Here is a 17,870-nt window from a genome sequence, read left to right as displayed (position 1 = left end):
GATATCGCGCAGCGGGTGGCCGGCCATCAGCCTGCGTTCGATCTGCTCGATCTCATCGCCACTGGATGTCCCGGCAACGGGGCATCCTTTTTTTATGTCTCGTCGCTGCAGCAGCACAGCCGCAAGGTAGGAGCCCGCTGGCGGGCGATGCCATTCGGTACGTCGAAAGGCATCGCCCGCCAGCGGGCTCCTACGGAAGAAGGGGTGACTTCAGCGGCCGATCTCGCGCAGCGGGTGGCCGGCCATCAGTTTGCGTTCGATCTGCTCAAGCGTGACGCCGCGCGTTTCCGGCACCCACAGCAAGGTGAACAGGATGAACAGAAGGTTGAGTCCGCCGTACAGCCAAAACGTGGCGGCGTGGCCGATGCCGTTGAGCAGCGACAGGAAGGTGGCGCCGACCAGCATGTTGGCGGTCCAGTTGACGAAGGTGGAACAGGCGATGCCGAAGTCGCGACCGCGCAGCGGCTGCACTTCCGAACACAACGTCCACACCAGCGGCCCGGCCGACATCGCGAAGCCGACGATGAAGACCAGCAGCATCGCCACGGTGAAGATCTGCTCGGCGTGCGTGGTGGTGCCCAGATACATCATCGTGCCGACCGCGCCGAGACTGGCGGCCATCACGCCGAATCCCGTGTACAAAATCGGCTTGCGTCCGAGCCGGTCGACCAGGCCGATCGCGATGAAGGTGGCCAGCATGTTGGTGAGGCCGACAATGGCCGTGGTCCACATCTGCGCGCTGGTGCCGAAGCCGACGCTGGCGAAGATGCGCGGCGCGTAATACATGATCACGTTGATGCCAGTCAGTTGCTGCATCACCTGCAGCGCGATGCCGAGTCCGACCGAACGGCGGAAATCGCGGCTCTGCCGGAACAGCTGCCAGCCGTGCTGCGGCGACTGCAGCTGCGCCTCGATCTCGGCCACCTCGCGATGCACCAGCACGTCGTCACCGCGCAGGCACGACAGCACCGCCGTCGCTTCGTCGCGACGGCCGCGCAGCATCAACCAGCGCGGGCTCTCCGGCAGCACCAGCACGCCAAGCAGGAACAACGCGCCGGGAATCGCGATGATGCCGAGCATCCAGCGCCACGCACCGCTGTAGCTGAGCGCCAGATCGGACAGGAACGCGACGAAGATGCCCAGCGTGATCATCAGTTGATACGTGGAGATCATCGCGCCGCGGATTTGTTCCGGCGCCACTTCGGCCAGGTACAGCGGCGCAGTGAATGTCGCCATGCCGATCGCCAGTCCCAGCACGAACCGCGCGCCGATCAGGCTGACCGGCGACCAGGCCAGGCCGCACAGCAGCGAGCCGGCCACGAACAACAACGCGCTGAGGATCAGCGAGCGCTTGCGACCCAGCGCCGCCGATAGCCAGCCTGCACCGATCGCGCCGATCGCCGCGCCCAGCATCATTGCGCTGACGATCCACTCGATCGTCTGGTCGGACACCGCAAACTCGGCCTGGATCAACTGCGTCGCACCGGAGATCACGCCGATGTCGAGGCCGAACATCAAGCCGGCCAGCGCGGCCAGCGCGCAGGTCAGCAGGGTTGCCGCGCGGGCGCGCGAGACGATGCCGGGCAGAGCGATCGCGTTCATGGCTTGGCTCCCTTCACCGGGCAGGCCAGCGTGCGATCGGCCACCGTGCCGAGCGAGACGTCGGTGACGGCGATGTTTTCGCCGGGGCTGCTGCTCCACGCGAACGGCTGGTCCAGTTTGCTCATGTCGGCCCCGGCATCGCGGAAACATTTCAGGGGAACGCCCACGCGCAACCATTGCCCCTGCGGCAAAGTGGCGAGCTGTCGACCGACCGGCACCTCGCCGCCGCAGCCGATGCCGCAACCCACCCCGATCGAGGCACCGCCGGAGGCCAGTGCATCGATCCGCAAGGTGGTCACCAGCATCACATCGCCGTTGGTCTCGCGTTCCACGTCCAGCGGTGCCGGCGCGACCAGCGCGGCACGCGCGGGGCCGTGGCCGGACCAGCTCAGGCTGCGTGCGTCCTCCTGTGCCTTGTAGTCGAGTGCGCTGATGTGCAGGTTGCCGTCCGTCGTGGCGGCTGGCGTGGCGGTGACGTTCGCGACCCTTCCGTCCGCGCCGGTCAGGCGCAGCGCGAAACCCTGGGCGGGCTTGCCGTGAGTGAAATAGACGCCGGCCCGCGCGCCGCTCAATTCGATCCCGGCGTCCTCGGACAACGGACCCGTATCGCCCTGATCCGCATAGGTCAGGCCGAAGCCGTAGGGAAACTGTGGCTGCTCGCCGCGCGCGGCGGCGGCGACGGGAATCTGCACCGCCGTGCGCGGCCACGCATAGGCCAGCTTGCCACTGAAGTCATGGACGATGCCATCGTGGGCGCTGCGGCCGTCGCGCGTGCGCAACAGCACGTCGGCGATGCCCTCCCCTTCGCTGCCCGGCAACCACGCCACCACGAACGCATCGGCGGCGTTGATCTCCCGGTTCATCCACAGCGGTCGGCCGGTCAGGAAGACCGCGACCACTGGCACACCCTGCCCGCGCAAACGACGCAGCAGGTCGAGGTCGTGATCGTTGCCCGGCCGGTAGGCCAGGTTCGGCAGGTCGCCCTGGAATTCCGCATAGGGGTCTTCACCGAAAACCACGATGGCGACATCCGGCTTCTGCTTGTAGCTGCCATCGGGCGACAATTCCGCCGTGCCGCCGGCTGCCTTCACCTGCGCGCTGATGCCGGCAAAGATCGAGGTCGCGCCCGGGAAATTCGCGTTGGTAAGGCCAGTGCCCTGCCAGGTCAGCGTCCAGCCGCCGTTCTGCTTGGAGATGTTGTCGGCACCGTCGCCGGCGACCAGCACGTGCTTGCGCGGATCGATCGGCAGCACGCCGCCGTTGTTCTTCAGCAGTACCAGCGACTCGCGCACCGCGCGGCGTGCCAGCGCACGATGCGCGGGACTGCCGATCACCTTCGCCGAATCGACCACCAGCGGATTGCTCGACGGCAGTCCGGCTTCGAACATGCCCAGCCGCAACTTCACCCGCAGGATGCGGGTCACCGCATCGTCGACGCGGGCCATCGGAATCACTCCGGATTTCACTTCGGCCAGGGTGTTCTTGTACAAACCCTTCCAGGAATCGGGTGCCTCCAGCATGTCCAGTCCGGAGTTGTACGCCACCGGGCAATCCTCGTTGGTGCAGCCGGGTACCTGGCCATGCGCGTTCCAGTCGCCCAGCACGATGCCGCCGAAGTCCATGCGCTTCTTCAGCACGTCGGTGATGAGCGCCTTGTTGCCGGCCATCTTCATTCCGTTCCAGCTGGAGAACGAGACCATCACCACCTGCACGCCGGCCCTGATCGCGGGCAGGTAGCCGGCCGCGTGCACGTCGCGCAGCACCGCTTCACTGACGTTGGCGTCGCCCTGGTCCTTGCCGTCCTTCGTGCCACCATCGCCGACGAAGTGCTTGGCGGTGGCGATCACGTGCCGCGCATCCAGAAACTGCGACGTGCCGGGTTTGCCCTCCAGACCTTCCACCACGGCGCTGGCGTACTGCGCCACCAACTTCGGGTTCTGCGAATAGCCTTCGTAGGCGCGGCCCCAACGCCCGTCCTGCGGCACCGTGAGGGTGGGCGCGAAGGTCCAGTTGATGCCGCTGGCGCGCAGTTCCTGCGCCGTGACTTCGCCGATCGCGTGGATCAGCTGCGGATCGCGCGTGGCACCCAGGCCCACGTTCTGCGGGAACAGCGTGCTTCCGACCAGGTTGTTGTGACCATGCACCGCGTCGATGCCGAACAGCACCGGTATCGCCAGGCGCCCGCCCGAGGTGTCCATCGACGCGCGATAGAACGCATCGGACAACTTCTGCCATTGTTCCGCCGTGCCGTATTGCCCTCCGTCTGGCCCGGAGTTGCCGCCGGCCAGGATCGAGCCGAGGCGATAGGTGCGTACGTCGTCCGGGGTCACGTACTTGATGTCGGCCTGGATCATCTGGCCGACCTTGTCCTCCGCCGACATTTTCGCCAACAGCGCCTGGACACGGGCCTCAAGCGCCGGATCCGGCGGCAGCGGCGAGCTGCCCTTCGGCCACAGGTCGGGATGGACGGTGGCCGCATCGCCAGCCATGGCAGGAATGGTCATGAACAGTACGCCAGCGAGTGATACGGCCAGGGAAAAGCGATGCAGGAACGGTCTCGGTGGGGGCGGAAATCGCACGGCAGAGCTCCAGGCAGGCGCACCGGCGGCGCGCGTCGAAACCGCATACTGACACGGATGACAGCGCTGTCAATTTGCTGCGCAACATGACCAGGGCGAGCGGCGACTCTGGTGGGAGCGGCTTCAGCCGCGACAACTCCTGACTTGACCGGGCTCGAACGTCGCGACTGAAGTCGCTCCCACAGCTGTGGGCTGGAGTGTGGCCGGGGACGTTTAAGGAAGGCGAGCGGTCGAATCCCTTATCTGCAACGAAAACGGCACCTGTACCAGCTGTCCCGGGCCGCGGCCACGCAGCACATTCAACAGTTGCAGTGCCGCCAGCCGACCCATTTCACGACTGGGTTGCTGGACCGTGGTAAGCGCCGGCCACAGCTGGCGCGCCAAGGGAGTGTCGTCGAAGCCGCAGACGGACAGGTCGTGCGGCACCTTCAGCCCGTATTCGCCAGCCGCCCACATCACGCCGGTGGCCATGTCGTCGTTGGCGGCGAACACCGCCGTCGGCCGCTCCGGCAGCGCAAACAACTGCCGCGCCGCCTCCACCCCGGAGCCGAAGGTGAAGGCGCCCTGCACCACCAGCGCCGGGTCCTCGGGCAATCCCGCAGCAGCCATTGCCTCGCGATAGCCAGCCAGACGCCACTGGCTGGCGCCGTGGTCGGCGATGCCGACGACATGCGCAATGCGCCGATGACCGAGGGAAAGCAGGTGCTCAACGATCGCCCGCGCGGCCTGCTGCTCGTCCATCGTCACGCCGATGGTGTCGTCATGCAGCACCGGCGACACGCTGGCATACGGCACGTTGCGCTCGCGCAGGCGCTTCAGCAGCGGTGTGTAGTCGGTAATCGGCGGGGTCAGCACCACGCCATCGGGGTGATGATCGGAAATCAGCGTATCGAGTCGACGGATGAAATCGTCGCCGCGCATCCGCAGCGGACGCACCATCATGCTGTAGCGATGCGCATCGCAGGCTTCGAGCACGCCATCCTGGATCTCGGCCAGATAGGTCGAAGCCGGGTTGTCGTTGTTGTCGTACAGCATCGCCACCAGGAACGAACGGTTGCCGGCCAGGCTGCGAGCCGACGGGTGCGGGCGATAGTCCATCGCCTCCATCGCGGCGAGCACGCGCTGGCGCGTGGCGTCGCTCACGTTGGCCTCGTCATTGAGCACGCGCGACACTGTCTTGGGCGATACATTCGCCGCGCGCGCCACATCTTCGAGGCGTACCCGCATGGATTCTCCGCTGTGCTCAAACTGTCGATCGACTATGCCGCCAGAGCCCTCCGCTTTACAAGGATGATCGGCGTTGCCGCGACCGGTGTCGCACCTGTGCGGGTCGATACCGCGATGAATACGTATGCAAACGCTGGTTGCTGCAGTGCGACGCTGCCTACCATGCAGGGCCATCGCCGGCGACCTGCCACGCCGATGTTGCGCCCGCAACATGCGGGAAGGGCCGCGCCATGACATAACTGCCGCTGGAGGGGACGAGCCGATGACCCATATCAAACACCGTGCGCACCAGCCGGCACGCGCGTGCTGACGACGCCGACACCGGCGACGCACGCCTGCATCTGCACCGAAGGCAGCCAGCGATGACGCCCAAACCCGCCCTGTCCTTCTGGCAGATCTGGAACATGTGCTTCGGCTTCCTCGGCCTGCAGTTCGGTTTCGCGCTGCAGAACGCGAACGTCAGCCGGATCTTCCAGACCCTGGGTGCCGACGTGAACGACATCCCCGCGCTGTGGATCGCCGCGCCGCTGACGGGGCTGATCGTGCAGCCGATCATCGGACACTTCTCCGACCGCACGTGGACCCGGTTGGGCCGACGCCGGCCGTACTTCCTGGTCGGCGCGGTGTTCGCCTCGCTGGCGCTGTTGTGGATGCCGAATGCGCCGATGTTGTGGGTGGCTGCCGGTTTGCTGTGGATTCTCGATGCATCGATCAACGTGTCGATGGAACCGTTCCGCGCCTTCGTCGGCGACCAGTTGCCGACGCGGCAGCGACCGGCCGGTTACGCGATGCAGAGCTTCTTCATCGGTATCGGTGCGGTGGTTGCATCCGCCCTGCCGTGGATCCTGGCGCAGTTCGGCGTGGCCAACGTGGCACCGCACGGCGGCATCCCCGACACCGTGAAGTACGCGTTCTACGCTGGCGGCGCGGTGCTGTTGGGTGCCGTGCTGTGGACGATCCTGAGCACGCGCGAGTACCCGCCCGCACAGTTGCAATCGTTTACCGACGGCGTCGCGGAGAAACCCGCGGCGGACGCATCGCATGCCTGGAAACTGGGCGTGGTGCTACTGGTGATCGGCATCGCGGTGCTGTTCGCGATCAGGCATTTTTCGCTGGAGAAGGAAGTCTATGTGCTGGCCGGCGGCCTGATCGTGTCCGGCCTGCTTTTCGCGTGGCTGAGTCGCACACGCAGCAGCGGCGTGCTGCGCGAGGTGATGGGAGATCTCTATGGCATGCCCACCTCGATGCGGCGGCTGGCCTGGGTGCAGCTGTTCTCCTGGTTCGCCCTGTTCGCGATGTGGATCTACACCACCTCGGGCGTGACCCAGACGATCTACGGCACCACCACGGTCGGTTCGGCGCTCTACAACGAAGGCGCCAACTGGGTCGGCGTGCTGTTTGCCGCCTACAACGGTTTTGCCGCACTGGCCGCCGTGGTGATTCCACTGATGGTGCGTCGCTGGGGCCTGCGCATCAGTCACCTGGTCAACCTGTGCCTGGGTGGCGCGGGGCTGCTGTCGTTCCTGTATATCCGCGACCCGCAGTGGCTGCTCGCCTCGATGGTCGGCGTGGGTTTTGCGTGGGCCTCGATCCTGTCGCTGCCGTACGCGCTGCTGTCGGACAACCTGCCGGCGGCGAAGATGGGCGTCTATATGGGCATCTTCAATTTCTTCATCGTGATCCCGCAGCTGCTCGCCGCCAGCGTGCTCGGCCTGCTGCTGCGGTTGTGCTTCCACAACCAGCCGATCTGGGCGCTGGCCCTGGGCGGCGTCTGCCTGCTGGTCGCCGGTCTGTTCACGCTGCGCGTGCACGAGCCGGCAACCGCCGCCTTGTAGGAGCCCGCTCGCGGGCGATGCCCTTCTGTGTCCACTTGAAACCGCTGGTCGATTCGGAGCTGCTTCTTCGGCCGCTAAAAATTGGAAAAATATTCGCTGGTGGCAATAAGAACGGAGAGATATTCTTGTTTGCCTCAGAACGTGTCGACGGTGGCTCATTGTCGGGATCGGTCATCGCGAAACCGTTGGTCCACCGACCTGCGATCCTTTGCCCCGGGGAGTTGGGAAATGCTGATGGTGTCTATTCGAAGGGCTGCTCTCGCGCTGTGTTTCGTCTTGTTCGGCGCTCCTTGTGTGGCGATGTCAGTCGACCTGTCAACTGCTAGAGCCACACGAGACACAGTAAAGGCTGTGACGGGATCGATCCTGATCGAAGGGCAAGCCTACAGCTACAATCGCCAACTCGCCGACGGGTTTGGCCCCCGACTTACCGGCTCAGACGCTTATGGTGCAGCAGCCGACTGGGCGGAGCGGCAGTTTAAATCTCTTGGTCTAAAGGTTCATATCGAGATGTGGACGATTCCTGCGGCGTGGGAACCACAGGAAACCGGTCAGGCGCAGATGATCGCGCCGCGCCGCCAGATTCTGCACCTCCAATCCTTGGGCTGGAGCCCCTCCACACCGCTGAAGGGGATCACGGGTAAGGTCGTCTACGTCAAGGATGTGCTGAACGCGTCCAGTCTCCGAGCTCAGGCCGCCGAAATCCGCGGGAACATTGCCTTGGTCGACCAGGCCTCGTTCGCGTTGAACGGGCCACTCCCGCTGGGAACCCTTATAGCCAATCTACAGTCCCTCTCATCGCTTGGTGCCAAGGCGCTCATCATGGGCTATGGCCCGCCAAACAACCTTATCAGCCAGAAGGGACTGGAAGGTGATGGTCGGCTAACGCCGCTACCCACAGCCGGCCTAGGCCAGGAAGATACAGCCCTCATTCGCCGCCTGTTGCAGAATGGCCCGGTGACTATGTCGTTTTCGTTCACTAACCACATACGACCAAATGTCACGGTCAAAACCGTCGTTGCGGAATTGCCTGGCCGCGAAACGTCGAACGACTGGGTGCTGCTCGGTGCCCATCTCGACTCCTGGCACCCCGGCACGGGTGCGCAGGACAACGGCAGTGGTGTCGCAGTCGTCATGGAAGCGGCTCGCGCGATCATGGCTTCTGGTCGGCCGCCGCGTCGGTCGCTTCGGTTCGTATTGTTTGGTGGTGAGGAAGAAGGACTGCTCGGATCTCGAGAATACGTCAGAGCGCATCGACGCGAGTTGCAAGATTGCACCGCCGCCCTCATCACCGATTTGGGCGCTGGGCCACCCCTTGGCTGGTACAGCTTTGGCCAGGCCCAAGTTGAAAAAGATATGGCTGCGATCGAACCTCTACTACGTGGCCTCGGCGCCGCAAAGCTGACTGACGATAACGCCAACTTCTTCGACTCGGACCATTCGGCTTTCCTCAGCGCGGGTGTTCCATCACTCTTCATGTGGACCGATCACGCCAAGTACGATCAGGTCTATCATCTTCCCGCCGACACCTTCGACAAGGTGAACGAACGCGACCTTGATTTGACCGCTGCGGCTTTCGCCGCGACGGCCTACGCGGTCGCCGATCTCCCGGTCTCCTTCGGCAAGCACTTGTCCCCGCCGGAGGTGATGGCGTTGTTCGCGAAAGCGCATGTCCTCGAACAATATAAGAGTATGGTTGCCAATGGGCTGCTTTAGTGCCCCTCCACTATGATAGTTCCCGCGCTTTAGTGGACACGGTAATCTCCACTCGCCAACACAACGGGCCCGCCGGCAATCAAGATGTGTGGCACTACCATCTTCATGTATTTCCTCGCTACTCAAACGACGGGCTGTATACGGCGCAGAAATTACGCTACACCACCGAGGAACGCATTGAGTTGGCAGCCAGTCTGCGGGCTGCTTTGCGGTAGCGAGCACGTTGCTTGTCGGGCGGTCTACCCGGATGCACCACGCCGGTCTAACAATTCAGTTAAGCCGACACGGGAGTTCCTCCGCTTAATTCCAGCATCAGGTATCAGATGGAATCGTTGTCGCTCAAGCAAGAACTCCTGACGCTACATGGCGGCTGCCATTGCAAGCGTGTCAGAGTCGAATTTGCGACCCACCAAGCACCAAGAGCCACAACTCCGCGCGCTTGCGATTGCAGTTTTTGCAGAAAGCATGGGGCTGCATACATTTCAGATCCTGCGGGCCAACTGCGGATTGTCGCCAGCGACGCGAGCAACTTGCGTTCATATCGCCAAGGCTCGGAGACCGCGAAGTTTCGAATGTGCTCGGAGTGCGGAGTGTTAGTGGCCGTCACGCTCGATCACAGCGGCCGTCTCTATGGTGCGGTCAATGCCACTTGCCTCAATGGCGACTTGAGGTTTGGCGCCAGCGTTCACCTGTCTCCGCAAGTTCTGAGCCCGGAGCAAAAGGTGGCAAGATGGTTGAAGGTTTGGGTGCCAGATGTGCAACTGCTGCTGGCTGACACCTGAACATTTCGCCCAAGTGGACAGCGCTCCCGCGCCGCCGCTTAACTAAGCGTTAGACGCCAAGCAGGCATGATGACGATCAAGCGCATGGACAACGTCGGCATCGTGGTTGAAGACATCGATGTCGCGGTCGAATTTTTCACCAAACTCGGTCTCTAACTCGAGGGACGCGCGCCAATCGAAGGAGATTGGGCAGATGGCGTCACTGGATTGCGCAGCATGCGCGTCGAGATTGCCATGATGCGGACGCCGGACGGTCACAACCGGCTCGAGATATCACGATTCCTCGCGCCAACTGTCATCGCCGATCACCGCAGTGCCCCGGTAAACGCGCTGGGTTACCTACGCGTCATGTTTACCGTGGAGACGTCCCCCCACTTTGAGTAGCGGGACGGTTTAGAGTCCGGGGTCACTCATGACCACCGCAGTGTCAAATGCTGGGGCTGACGTTTCGGTGCGCTGGCCGTTCCGCATGTTGGCCGGACTCATCGTTTTGGCGCTCCTGGTTGATGCAGTCGGTTTCAGCTACGCCATCGGGTCAGGTCGCGTCCCGTTTCCGGGCTTGCGGTATTTGGTGCTGCTACCCGCTTTGCTCTGGTTCTTTCGGGTTGCCGGACATGCCGTCGTTTTCGGCTGTTCGCCAAAAACGGAGTGGTGGCCGTTCGCCTCAAGTTCGGTGGCCATTTGCTACCTGGCTATCTTGTGGCTTGCGCTGCCAGGTTGAGCGCTCATCGCGGAACGGGTGTTTTGCAACACCAGGCAGTCATGCCGATCGCCGGGGCATACACGTCAGCCGGGGTGATGTCATCGGGCAAGGAGGGGGACGTCAGCGCAGGCTGGATCGACGCACCATCAGCTTTACCGGCAGCACTTCGCTGTCGACCGGTTCGCCGCGGATCAGCGCGAGCAGGCTGTCGACCAATACTTCGCCGGCCTGCTTGGTGTCTTGCAACACCGTCGTCAGCGGCGGGTTGACGAAACTGGCGGTGGCGATATCGTCGAAACCGACCAGCGCCACATCCTGCGGCACGCGCAGGCCGTGATCGCTGAGTGCACGCATGGCGCCGATCGCGATCAGGTCGCTGGCAGCGAATACGGCGTCGAAACCGACTTCGCGCACGATCATGTTGCGCATCGCCTCATAGCCAAAGCTTTCGGTGCTTTCGGCGTTTTCCTGCAACGCCGGGTCGACCGCCACGCCGGCTTTTTGCAGGGCATCGACATAACCGCGATAACGCCCGAAGAATTCCGGATAGTGGCTGGAGGCGTCGCCGAGAAAGGCGATGCGGCGACAGCCGCGCTCCAACAGGTGTTCCGCCACGGCCTGGCCACCACGGAAATTGTCGCAACCGATCGATACGCCCGGCTGGTTCGGCAACACCGCGCCCCAGCGTACGAAACGCGTGCCCTGGGCGACCAGTTTCTCGAGCTTGTCGCAGTACGCCAGGTAGTCGCCGTAGCCGAGCAGGATCAGGCCGTCAGCCTTCTTGCTGTCGGCGAAGTCGGCGTGCCAGTCGTGCGAGAACTGCTGGAACGAAATCAACAGGTCATAGCCCTGCACCGCGCAGGCGCGGGTGATCGAACCGAGCATCGACAGGAAGAAAGGATTGATGTGCGACTCGTCGGCGGTGGGATCCTCGAAGAACAGCAGCGCCAGCGTGCCAGTGTGCATCCGGCGCAGGTTGGAGGCGTTCTTGTCGACCTTGTAGTTGAGCTGCTCGGCAGCCGCCTGGATGCGCCGCCGGGTTTCTTCATTGACCAGCGGGCTGCCGCGCAGTGCGCGCGACACGGTGGCCTGGGAAACCCCGGTCATGTGGGCAATGTCGATCGATGTGGCTTTTGCCTTCATCGGTGGCCAGATCCGGAATCCGCTCGCCGGACGACGCCACGCCGCCGGTCATTCTGAATCCTAACCGCTTTGCGGCGAACATTCCGGGCCGATCCCGGTGTCATGCCGCTGCCCAGTGAGAAAAGCCCCGCGCCTCACGCATGCATGTCTTCGAGTTCGATCCCTTTGGTCTCGCGCACACCGAACCATACAAACAACAGCGACAGCAAGGCGAAAGCCGCATACAGGCCATAGGCGAAGCTGAGACCCAGTTCGGCCAGTGCGGGAAAGCTGCTGGTGATCGCGAAATTCGCCAGCCACTGCGCCGCGGCGGCTACCGCCAGCGCGGTGGCGCGGATGCGGTTTGGAAACATCTCACCCAGCAATACCCACACTACCGGGCCCCAGCTCACCCCGAAAAACACCACATAGGCATTGGCCGCGACCAGCGCCACCATGCCGGTGGCACCGGGCAGGCTCAGCGTGTCGCCGCTGCCGGTGGCCTGCGAGAAGCACCACGCCATCATCGCCAGCGTGATCGCCATGCCGGCCGAGCCGACCACCAGCAGAGGCTTGCGGCCGACGCGGTCGACCAGGGCGATTGCCACCAGGGTCACCAGCACGTTGACGATCGAGGTGACCACGGTAATCGTGAACGAATCGGCCTCGCTGAACCCGACCGAATGCCAAAGGGTGGACGAGTAATAGAAGATCACGTTGATGCCGACGAACTGCTGGAACACCGACAGCAGGATGCCGATCCACACCACCGGCAGCAGCCCGGCGGCCTTGCCGCGCAGATCGCCCAGGCGCGGCTTGTGTTCCGCATGCAGGCTGGCCTCGATGTCGTGCAGCTTGCGGTCCAGTGCCGTTTCACTGTGCATGTTCAACACGCTGCACAACACGGCGCGGGCCTCGGCCAAGCGGCCCCTGGCCACCAGATGCCGCGGCGATTCAGGCACGCCGAGCACCGCGGTGCCGTAGATCAATGCCGGCAGCACCGCCACCAGGAACATCCAGCGCCACGCCGACAGTCCGAGCCACAACGGTTGCGATGCGCCACCGGCCGCACCGGACAGCCAGGCGTCGCTGAGCAATGCCGCGAAGATGCCGAGCACGATCGCCAGTTGCTGCATCGAACCGAGCCGGCCTCGAATATGCGCCGGTGCCACTTCAGCGATGTAGGTGGGTGCGATCACCGAGGCTACGCCGACGCCGACGCCACCCACCAACCGCCATAGGACCAGATCCCATACGGCGCTGGCCAGGCCGGAGCCGAGCGCCGCGGCGACCAGCAGCACCGCAGCGACCTGCATGGTGCGCACGCGCCCGAAACGATTCGCCAGCATGCCGGCATACCAGGCGCCCAGCGCCGAACCGAGCAACGCGCAGGACACCGCGAAGCCGGTCTGTGCCGCGTCCAGCGAAAAACCGCCGCGGATCGCATCGACCGCGCCGTTGATCACTGCCGTATCGAAACCGAACAGGAAACCACCTAGCGCCGCGGCCGCGGAAATCAGCACCACCCGCGCCGTGGCGCGCTGGCCCAGCCCATCACCTGTCGCGTCCACAGTGCTCATCGCGTCTCCCCAACGTCATGGCATCGAGATGTGCGTCGGAGTCTGCACTGTGGCTTTCGCGCTGTCCGACTGAATACGTATGCAGCCGGACGAGGGAGGTACGGATCAGGCCGCGTTCGGTGTCGGCCGGGATATCGGCGCACCTGCAACCAGATGTTCGAGCATGCCGCGCGCCAGTTCGGGCTCGGCCAGCACGACCACGTCGGCACCCTGTTGCTGCAGGTGCTCCTTGCTCGCATCGGAATCGGCGCGGGCGATGATTTGCAACTCCGGATTCGCCAGTCGCGCCACCCGCACAACCTCGCCGCCCTCGTAGGCATCGGGCACGGTCACCACCAGCGCGCGTGCCTGGCCGAGGTTGGCTGCGGCCAGCACCTCGTCCTGTGCCGCATTGCCGACAATCGTGGCGATGTCCTGCTGGCGAAGCATGGCAACTCGTTCCGTGTCCTCTTCCAGCACGAGCAGCGCATCGCCGTGCTGACGCAGCGTCTCGCCGACCAGCCACCCCACGCGGCCATAACCCGCCACCACCACGTGTCCGCTGAGCGTGCTGGTGGTGAGGATTTCAGGCGTATTGTCGGCAACTGCGGGCATGGCCCCGGCACCCTGCTGCGATGCTTCGCGTGCATCCAGCCACGGCCGGATGCGATCGAGCAGCTTGAACAGCACCGGGTTAAGCAGGATCGACAGGATCGCGGCCGCCAGCAGCACATCCTGCGCTTCTTTGGACACCAGATTCTGCGCCACGCCCACGCCGATCAGGATGAACGAGAACTCGCCGATCTGCGCCAGGCTCGTGGCAATCGTCAATGCGGTACGCAGCGGACGGCCGGACACCAGCACGATGCCCAGCGCCGCCAGCGACTTGCCGAGCACCACGATCGACAACGCCGCCAGCACCACCAGCGGCTCGGTCAGCACCACCTGGTAATTGAACAGCATGCCGATCGAAACGAAAAACAGCACCGCGAACGCGTCGCGCAGTGGCAGTGTCTCCTCGGTGGCGCGCTGGGCCAGTTTGGACTCACCCATCATCATGCCGGCGAAGAACGCGCCCAGTTCGAACGACACCCCGAACAGGCCGGCCGCGCCGAACGCCACACCCAGCGCAATCGCCAGCACGGCCAGGCGAAACAGCTCGCGCGACCCGGTGTGCGCGACCACCTTGAGAGTCCACGGAATCAGCCGCTTGCCCACCACCAGCATCAACACGATGAACAACGCCACTTTGCCGATAGTGAACCCCAGCGTCCGCGCGAGCACCCAGAACGAGAGTGTTTCACCCGGCCCATCGCCAGCCAGCGCCAAACCGATCGCCGGCAGCAGCACCAGTGCCAATACCATCGCCAGGTCCTCGACGATCAACCAGCCGACGGCGATGCGGCCACGCTCGGTCTCCATCAGGCGGTGCTCTTCCATCGCCCGCAGCAGCACCACCGTGCTGGCCACCGACAACGCCAGGCCAAACACCAAACCCTGCGCGAACGGCCAGCCTAGGCCCCACCCCAGCAGCATGCCGAGCAGGGTCGCCACCGCCATCTGACCGAGTGCGCCGGGAATCGCGATGTTCTTTACCGAGAGCAGGTCCTTCAGCGAGAAATGCAGGCCGACACCGAACATCAGCAGCACCACGCCGACCTCGGCCAGCTGGTGCGCCAGATGTCCGTCGGCGACATAGCCCGGCGTGAATGGCCCGACCACCACGCCGGCCATCAGGTAGCCGGCCAGCGGCGGCAATTTCAGCCGATGCGCGAGCGCGGCAAAGACGAAGGCCAGCACGATGCCGCTGACCAGGGTGGCAATGAGGGGAGCGTCGTGCATGCGCGATCCTTTTCAGTACAACGACCCAAACCGCGCGAGGTGACATCGAAGCGGCATGCGCAGGCGTGCATTGCACCCGTCCGGCGCTGGCCTGCACGTGCAAGGTGCTTCAGTTGTAAGGGCGATCGGCGGCCAGCGCAAGCTTCCGCACGGGCATCGGCCATCTATGCCTGCGCGTTGATCACGGCCAGGAAATCGCGCCCGTAGCGCTTGAGCTTGGCTTCGCCAACACCGCTGACGGTGGCCAGCTCGTCCTCGTTGGCCGGCAGGGCACGCAGCATCGCCAGAAGGGTGGCGTCGTGAAACACCACGTAAGGCGGCACACCCTGTTGCTTGGCCAGTTGCGTGCGCAGCGCGCGCAGTTCGTCCCACATCGGCTGTTCGTAGGCCTCGATGCCGAGACTGCCGCCGGTGATGAGTTTGCTGTCGCGACGACGACGGCTGGCGCGTTCGGGGCGGGCATCCTCGCGCAACTTCACCGTCTTGCCGCCGCTGAGCACGGCGCGGCTGGCCACCGTCAGCCGCAGGGTACCGTAGCCTTCGGCGTCCGCTTCGAGCAGACCGGCGGCGAGCAACTGGCGGAACACCGAGCGCCATTGTTTCTCGTCCATCTCGGCGCCGATGCCGAACGTGCTGAGCCGATGATGGTCGAGACTCGCCACGCGCTCGGTCTCTTCACCACGCAACACGGCGATCACATGGCCGGAGCCGAAGCGCTGGCCAGTGCGATACACCGCCGACAGCGCTTTCTGCGCCGGCACGGTGGCGTCCCATGTCTTCGGCGGCGCCACGCAGTTGTCGCAATGGCCGCACGGGCCGGGATAGGTCTCGCCGAATGCGCCCAACAGCAGCTGGCGGCGACAGTCGGTGGCCTCGGCGTAAGCCAACAGCGATTCCAGCTTCTGCCGCTCGACGCGCTTGCGATCGTCGGCCGATTCCGACTGCGCGATCATCTGACTCATGGTCACCACGTCGGACAGGCCGTAGATCATCCACGCTTCGGCCGGCAGGCCGTCGCGACCGCCACGGCCGGTCTCCTGGTAATAGCCCTCGATGCTGCGCGGCAGATCCAGGTGCGCCACGAAGCGCACGTCGGGCTTGTCGATGCCCATGCCGAACGCGACCGTGGCAACCATCACCACGCCGTCCTCGCGCAGGAAACGCTTCTGGTTTTTCGCGCGCGTCGCGGCGTCCAGTCCGGCGTGATACGGCAACGCTTCGATGCCGGCTTCGGCGAGCCATCCGGCGGTGTCGTCCACCTTGCGCCGACTCAGGCAATAGACAATGCCGGATTCACCCTGGTGGCCAAGCAGGAACTCGCCGAGCTGGCGCTTCGCGTTGTGACGCAGGCTGACCCGATAGCCGATGTTCGGCCGATCGAAACTGGAGACGAACTGCCGCGCATCCTGCAGCGACAACCGTTCGACGATCTCGTCGCGCGTGCGCGGATCGGCGGTGGCGGTAAGCGCGATCCGCGGCACCTGCGGGAAACGCTGGTGCAGGATCGCCAGTTCGCGATATTCCGGGCGAAAGTCGTGGCCCCACTGCGATACGCAATGCGCCTCGTCGATCGCGAACAATGCCACCTCGGTGCGTTCGAGCAGGCCCAGGAAGCGCTGGGTCAGCAATCGCTCCGGCGCGACGTACAGCAGGTTCAACTCGCCAGCCAGCAATTGCCGCTCGACCTCGCGTTGCTCGTCCGCACCGAGACTGGAGTTGAGATAGGCCGCCGATACGCCCGCCTCGCGCAAGGCGTCGACCTGATCCTGCATCAACGCGATCAGCGGCGATACCACGATGCCGGTGCCCTGCCGCAACAACGCGGGAATCTGGTAGCACAATGATTTGCCACCACCGGTCGGCATCAGCACCAGTGCATCGCCACCATCGCTCAGGTGCTCGACGACGGCCTGTTGCTGGTCGCGGAAACCGGGGTAGCCGAAAACGCTTTGAAGCAGGTCGAGGGCAGAGGCATTCATCGGCGACATGCTACCAAACCGGGCAAGTCCGGCCGCCAGAAAAATCCACAGCAACGCGTCGGCAGCATCACCACTCAGGCGTCCGGCATGCCCCACAGCGCGTGATCCAGGTCGCCATTCAGCCCAAACCGTGACAACGGCACGCGGCCGTTCTTCACTTCGACGCCTTCGGCCCGCAGCAGCCGGGATTGTTCGCGAAAGCCGCGGCTGCCCGGCGGCATTGCAATATGCCCGCTGGACCGCAACACGCGGTACCACGGCAGCACCATGCCTTCGGGAACCTCGCCCAACAGTCGACCGACCAGTCGCGCGCGCCCCGGCAAACCCGCACGAGCGGCGATCGCCCCGTAGCTGGCGACACGGCCGCGCGGAATCGCGGCAATGGCGGCGTAAACGCGCTGGTGACTGTCATTCATGCGTAATCGTTCCGGACTTGACGCGACGCGGACGGGAAGACGTGGCAGAGTAGCTTCCGACCTTCGCCAGCGGAAGCGCAGCATGCGTCACTTCGAAGCCGTCCGTTCCCACATCGGCAGCCAGCACGAGCTGCGCCACAACGATCCGTACCTGATCAGTTTCGACCTGAACCTGTCGAACGGACGCCATCAGGGCATTTACCTGGCCGAGCTCGAGGATGAGTCGGGGCGGCGCTACCTGCGCATCTCCACGCCGATCGGTCCGCTAGCCGGCACCGACGCCATCCGCTGCCTGCGCTTCAACTGGCAGCAACGCACCGGGTTCCTGGCCGTGGCCGACCTGGACGGCTCGCCCTATCTGCACTTGTGCGAAAACCGTCCCTACGAATTCCTCGACACCGATGAACTGCAACGCGTCGTGCGCGAAATGGGCGCGCTGGGCGACCAGCTGGAACAGATCGTGGCCACGGGCGACGATTCGTTGTAGATCCGCGAAACCGGTGCGCCC

The 17,870-nt window shown here is 64.4% G+C and carries 13 protein-coding genes; 5 read left to right on the top strand and 8 right to left on the bottom strand.

The genetic code is table 11. The annotated features are described in order from the left end of the window. Window positions 1-210 precede the first annotated feature (210 nt). From ACPPVV_RS05065 to ACPPVV_RS05055, 3 genes are all read right to left on the bottom strand, one after another. Window positions 211-1,602 carry a sugar porter family MFS transporter gene (locus ACPPVV_RS05065; protein ID WP_426702386.1) on the bottom strand — a complete coding sequence of 464 codons (1,392 nt, stop codon included), beginning with the start codon at window positions 1,600-1,602 and terminating at the stop codon, window positions 211-213. Continuing rightward, a complete protein-coding gene (locus ACPPVV_RS05060; RefSeq protein WP_426702385.1) occupies window positions 1,599-4,106 on the bottom strand; it encodes a glycoside hydrolase family 3 N-terminal domain-containing protein in 2,508 nt (835 codons plus the stop codon). Before ACPPVV_RS05060 ends, ACPPVV_RS05065 begins: the two co-directional genes overlap by 4 nt. Before the next feature lie 288 nt (window positions 4,107-4,394). Continuing rightward, entirely contained in the window at window positions 4,395-5,408 is a 1,014-nt protein-coding gene (locus tag ACPPVV_RS05055; protein ID WP_426702384.1) for a LacI family DNA-binding transcriptional regulator, read from the bottom strand. A 362-nt stretch (window positions 5,409-5,770) separates the two neighbouring features. On the opposite strand from ACPPVV_RS05055, the gene ACPPVV_RS05050 reads away from it, so the two are divergent. The 4 genes from ACPPVV_RS05050 to ACPPVV_RS05035 all read left to right on the top strand — a co-directional run bounded on the left by ACPPVV_RS05050 (window position 5,771) and on the right by ACPPVV_RS05035 (window position 10,462). Continuing rightward, on the top strand, window positions 5,771-7,243 hold the full coding sequence (locus tag ACPPVV_RS05050) for an MFS transporter (protein ID WP_426702383.1): 1,473 nt from the start codon (window positions 5,771-5,773) through the stop codon (window positions 7,241-7,243). Between the two features lie 351 nt (window positions 7,244-7,594). Then, window positions 7,595-8,959 (top strand): M20/M25/M40 family metallo-hydrolase, encoded by a 1,365-nt coding sequence (locus tag ACPPVV_RS05045; RefSeq protein WP_426702382.1) that lies wholly within the window; start codon window positions 7,595-7,597, stop codon window positions 8,957-8,959. A gap of 596 nt (window positions 8,960-9,555) precedes the next feature. Further along, the gene (locus tag ACPPVV_RS05040; protein WP_426702381.1) at window positions 9,556-9,741 is read left to right on the top strand and encodes a hypothetical protein; all 186 of its coding nucleotides are present in this window, start codon (window positions 9,556-9,558) and stop codon (window positions 9,739-9,741) included. A gap of 412 nt (window positions 9,742-10,153) precedes the next feature. Beyond that, window positions 10,154-10,462 carry a hypothetical protein gene (locus ACPPVV_RS05035; RefSeq protein WP_426702380.1) on the top strand — a complete coding sequence of 103 codons (309 nt, stop codon included), beginning with the start codon at window positions 10,154-10,156 and terminating at the stop codon, window positions 10,460-10,462. Between the two features lie 102 nt (window positions 10,463-10,564). Here ACPPVV_RS05035 and ACPPVV_RS05030 read toward each other — a convergent pair whose 3' ends face one another. The 5 genes from ACPPVV_RS05030 to ACPPVV_RS05010 form a co-directional block, all read right to left on the bottom strand. Beyond that, window positions 10,565-11,587, bottom strand: coding sequence for a LacI family DNA-binding transcriptional regulator (locus tag ACPPVV_RS05030; protein WP_426702379.1), 1,023 nt, complete (start codon window positions 11,585-11,587; stop codon window positions 10,565-10,567). Between the two features lie 134 nt (window positions 11,588-11,721). Continuing rightward, on the bottom strand, window positions 11,722-13,146 hold the full coding sequence (locus ACPPVV_RS05025) for a sugar porter family MFS transporter (RefSeq protein ID WP_426702378.1): 1,425 nt from the start codon (window positions 13,144-13,146) through the stop codon (window positions 11,722-11,724). A gap of 105 nt (window positions 13,147-13,251) precedes the next feature. Next, window positions 13,252-14,967, bottom strand: a complete 1,716-nt coding sequence (ybaL, locus tag ACPPVV_RS05020; RefSeq protein WP_426702377.1) for a YbaL family putative K(+) efflux transporter — start codon at window positions 14,965-14,967, stop codon at window positions 13,252-13,254. A gap of 164 nt (window positions 14,968-15,131) precedes the next feature. Next, window positions 15,132-16,946: a DNA helicase RecQ gene (recQ, locus tag ACPPVV_RS05015; protein ID WP_426702376.1), complete on the bottom strand. Its 1,815-nt coding sequence runs from the start codon at window positions 16,944-16,946 to the stop codon at window positions 15,132-15,134. 74 nt (window positions 16,947-17,020) lie between these two features. Next, window positions 17,021-17,362, bottom strand: coding sequence for an MGMT family protein (locus tag ACPPVV_RS05010; RefSeq protein WP_426702375.1), 342 nt, complete (start codon window positions 17,360-17,362; stop codon window positions 17,021-17,023). A gap of 82 nt (window positions 17,363-17,444) precedes the next feature. Between ACPPVV_RS05010 and ACPPVV_RS05005 the strand changes: the two genes are divergently transcribed. Further along, window positions 17,445-17,849 carry a hypothetical protein gene (locus ACPPVV_RS05005; RefSeq protein WP_426702374.1) on the top strand — a complete coding sequence of 135 codons (405 nt, stop codon included), beginning with the start codon at window positions 17,445-17,447 and terminating at the stop codon, window positions 17,847-17,849. Window positions 17,850-17,870 lie beyond the last annotated feature (21 nt).

Source organism: Rhodanobacter sp. Col0626 (assembly GCF_049994385.1).
Classification (GTDB): Bacteria; Pseudomonadota; Gammaproteobacteria; order Xanthomonadales; family Rhodanobacteraceae; genus Rhodanobacter.
This window is presented reverse-complemented; position numbering and strand designations above follow the sequence as displayed.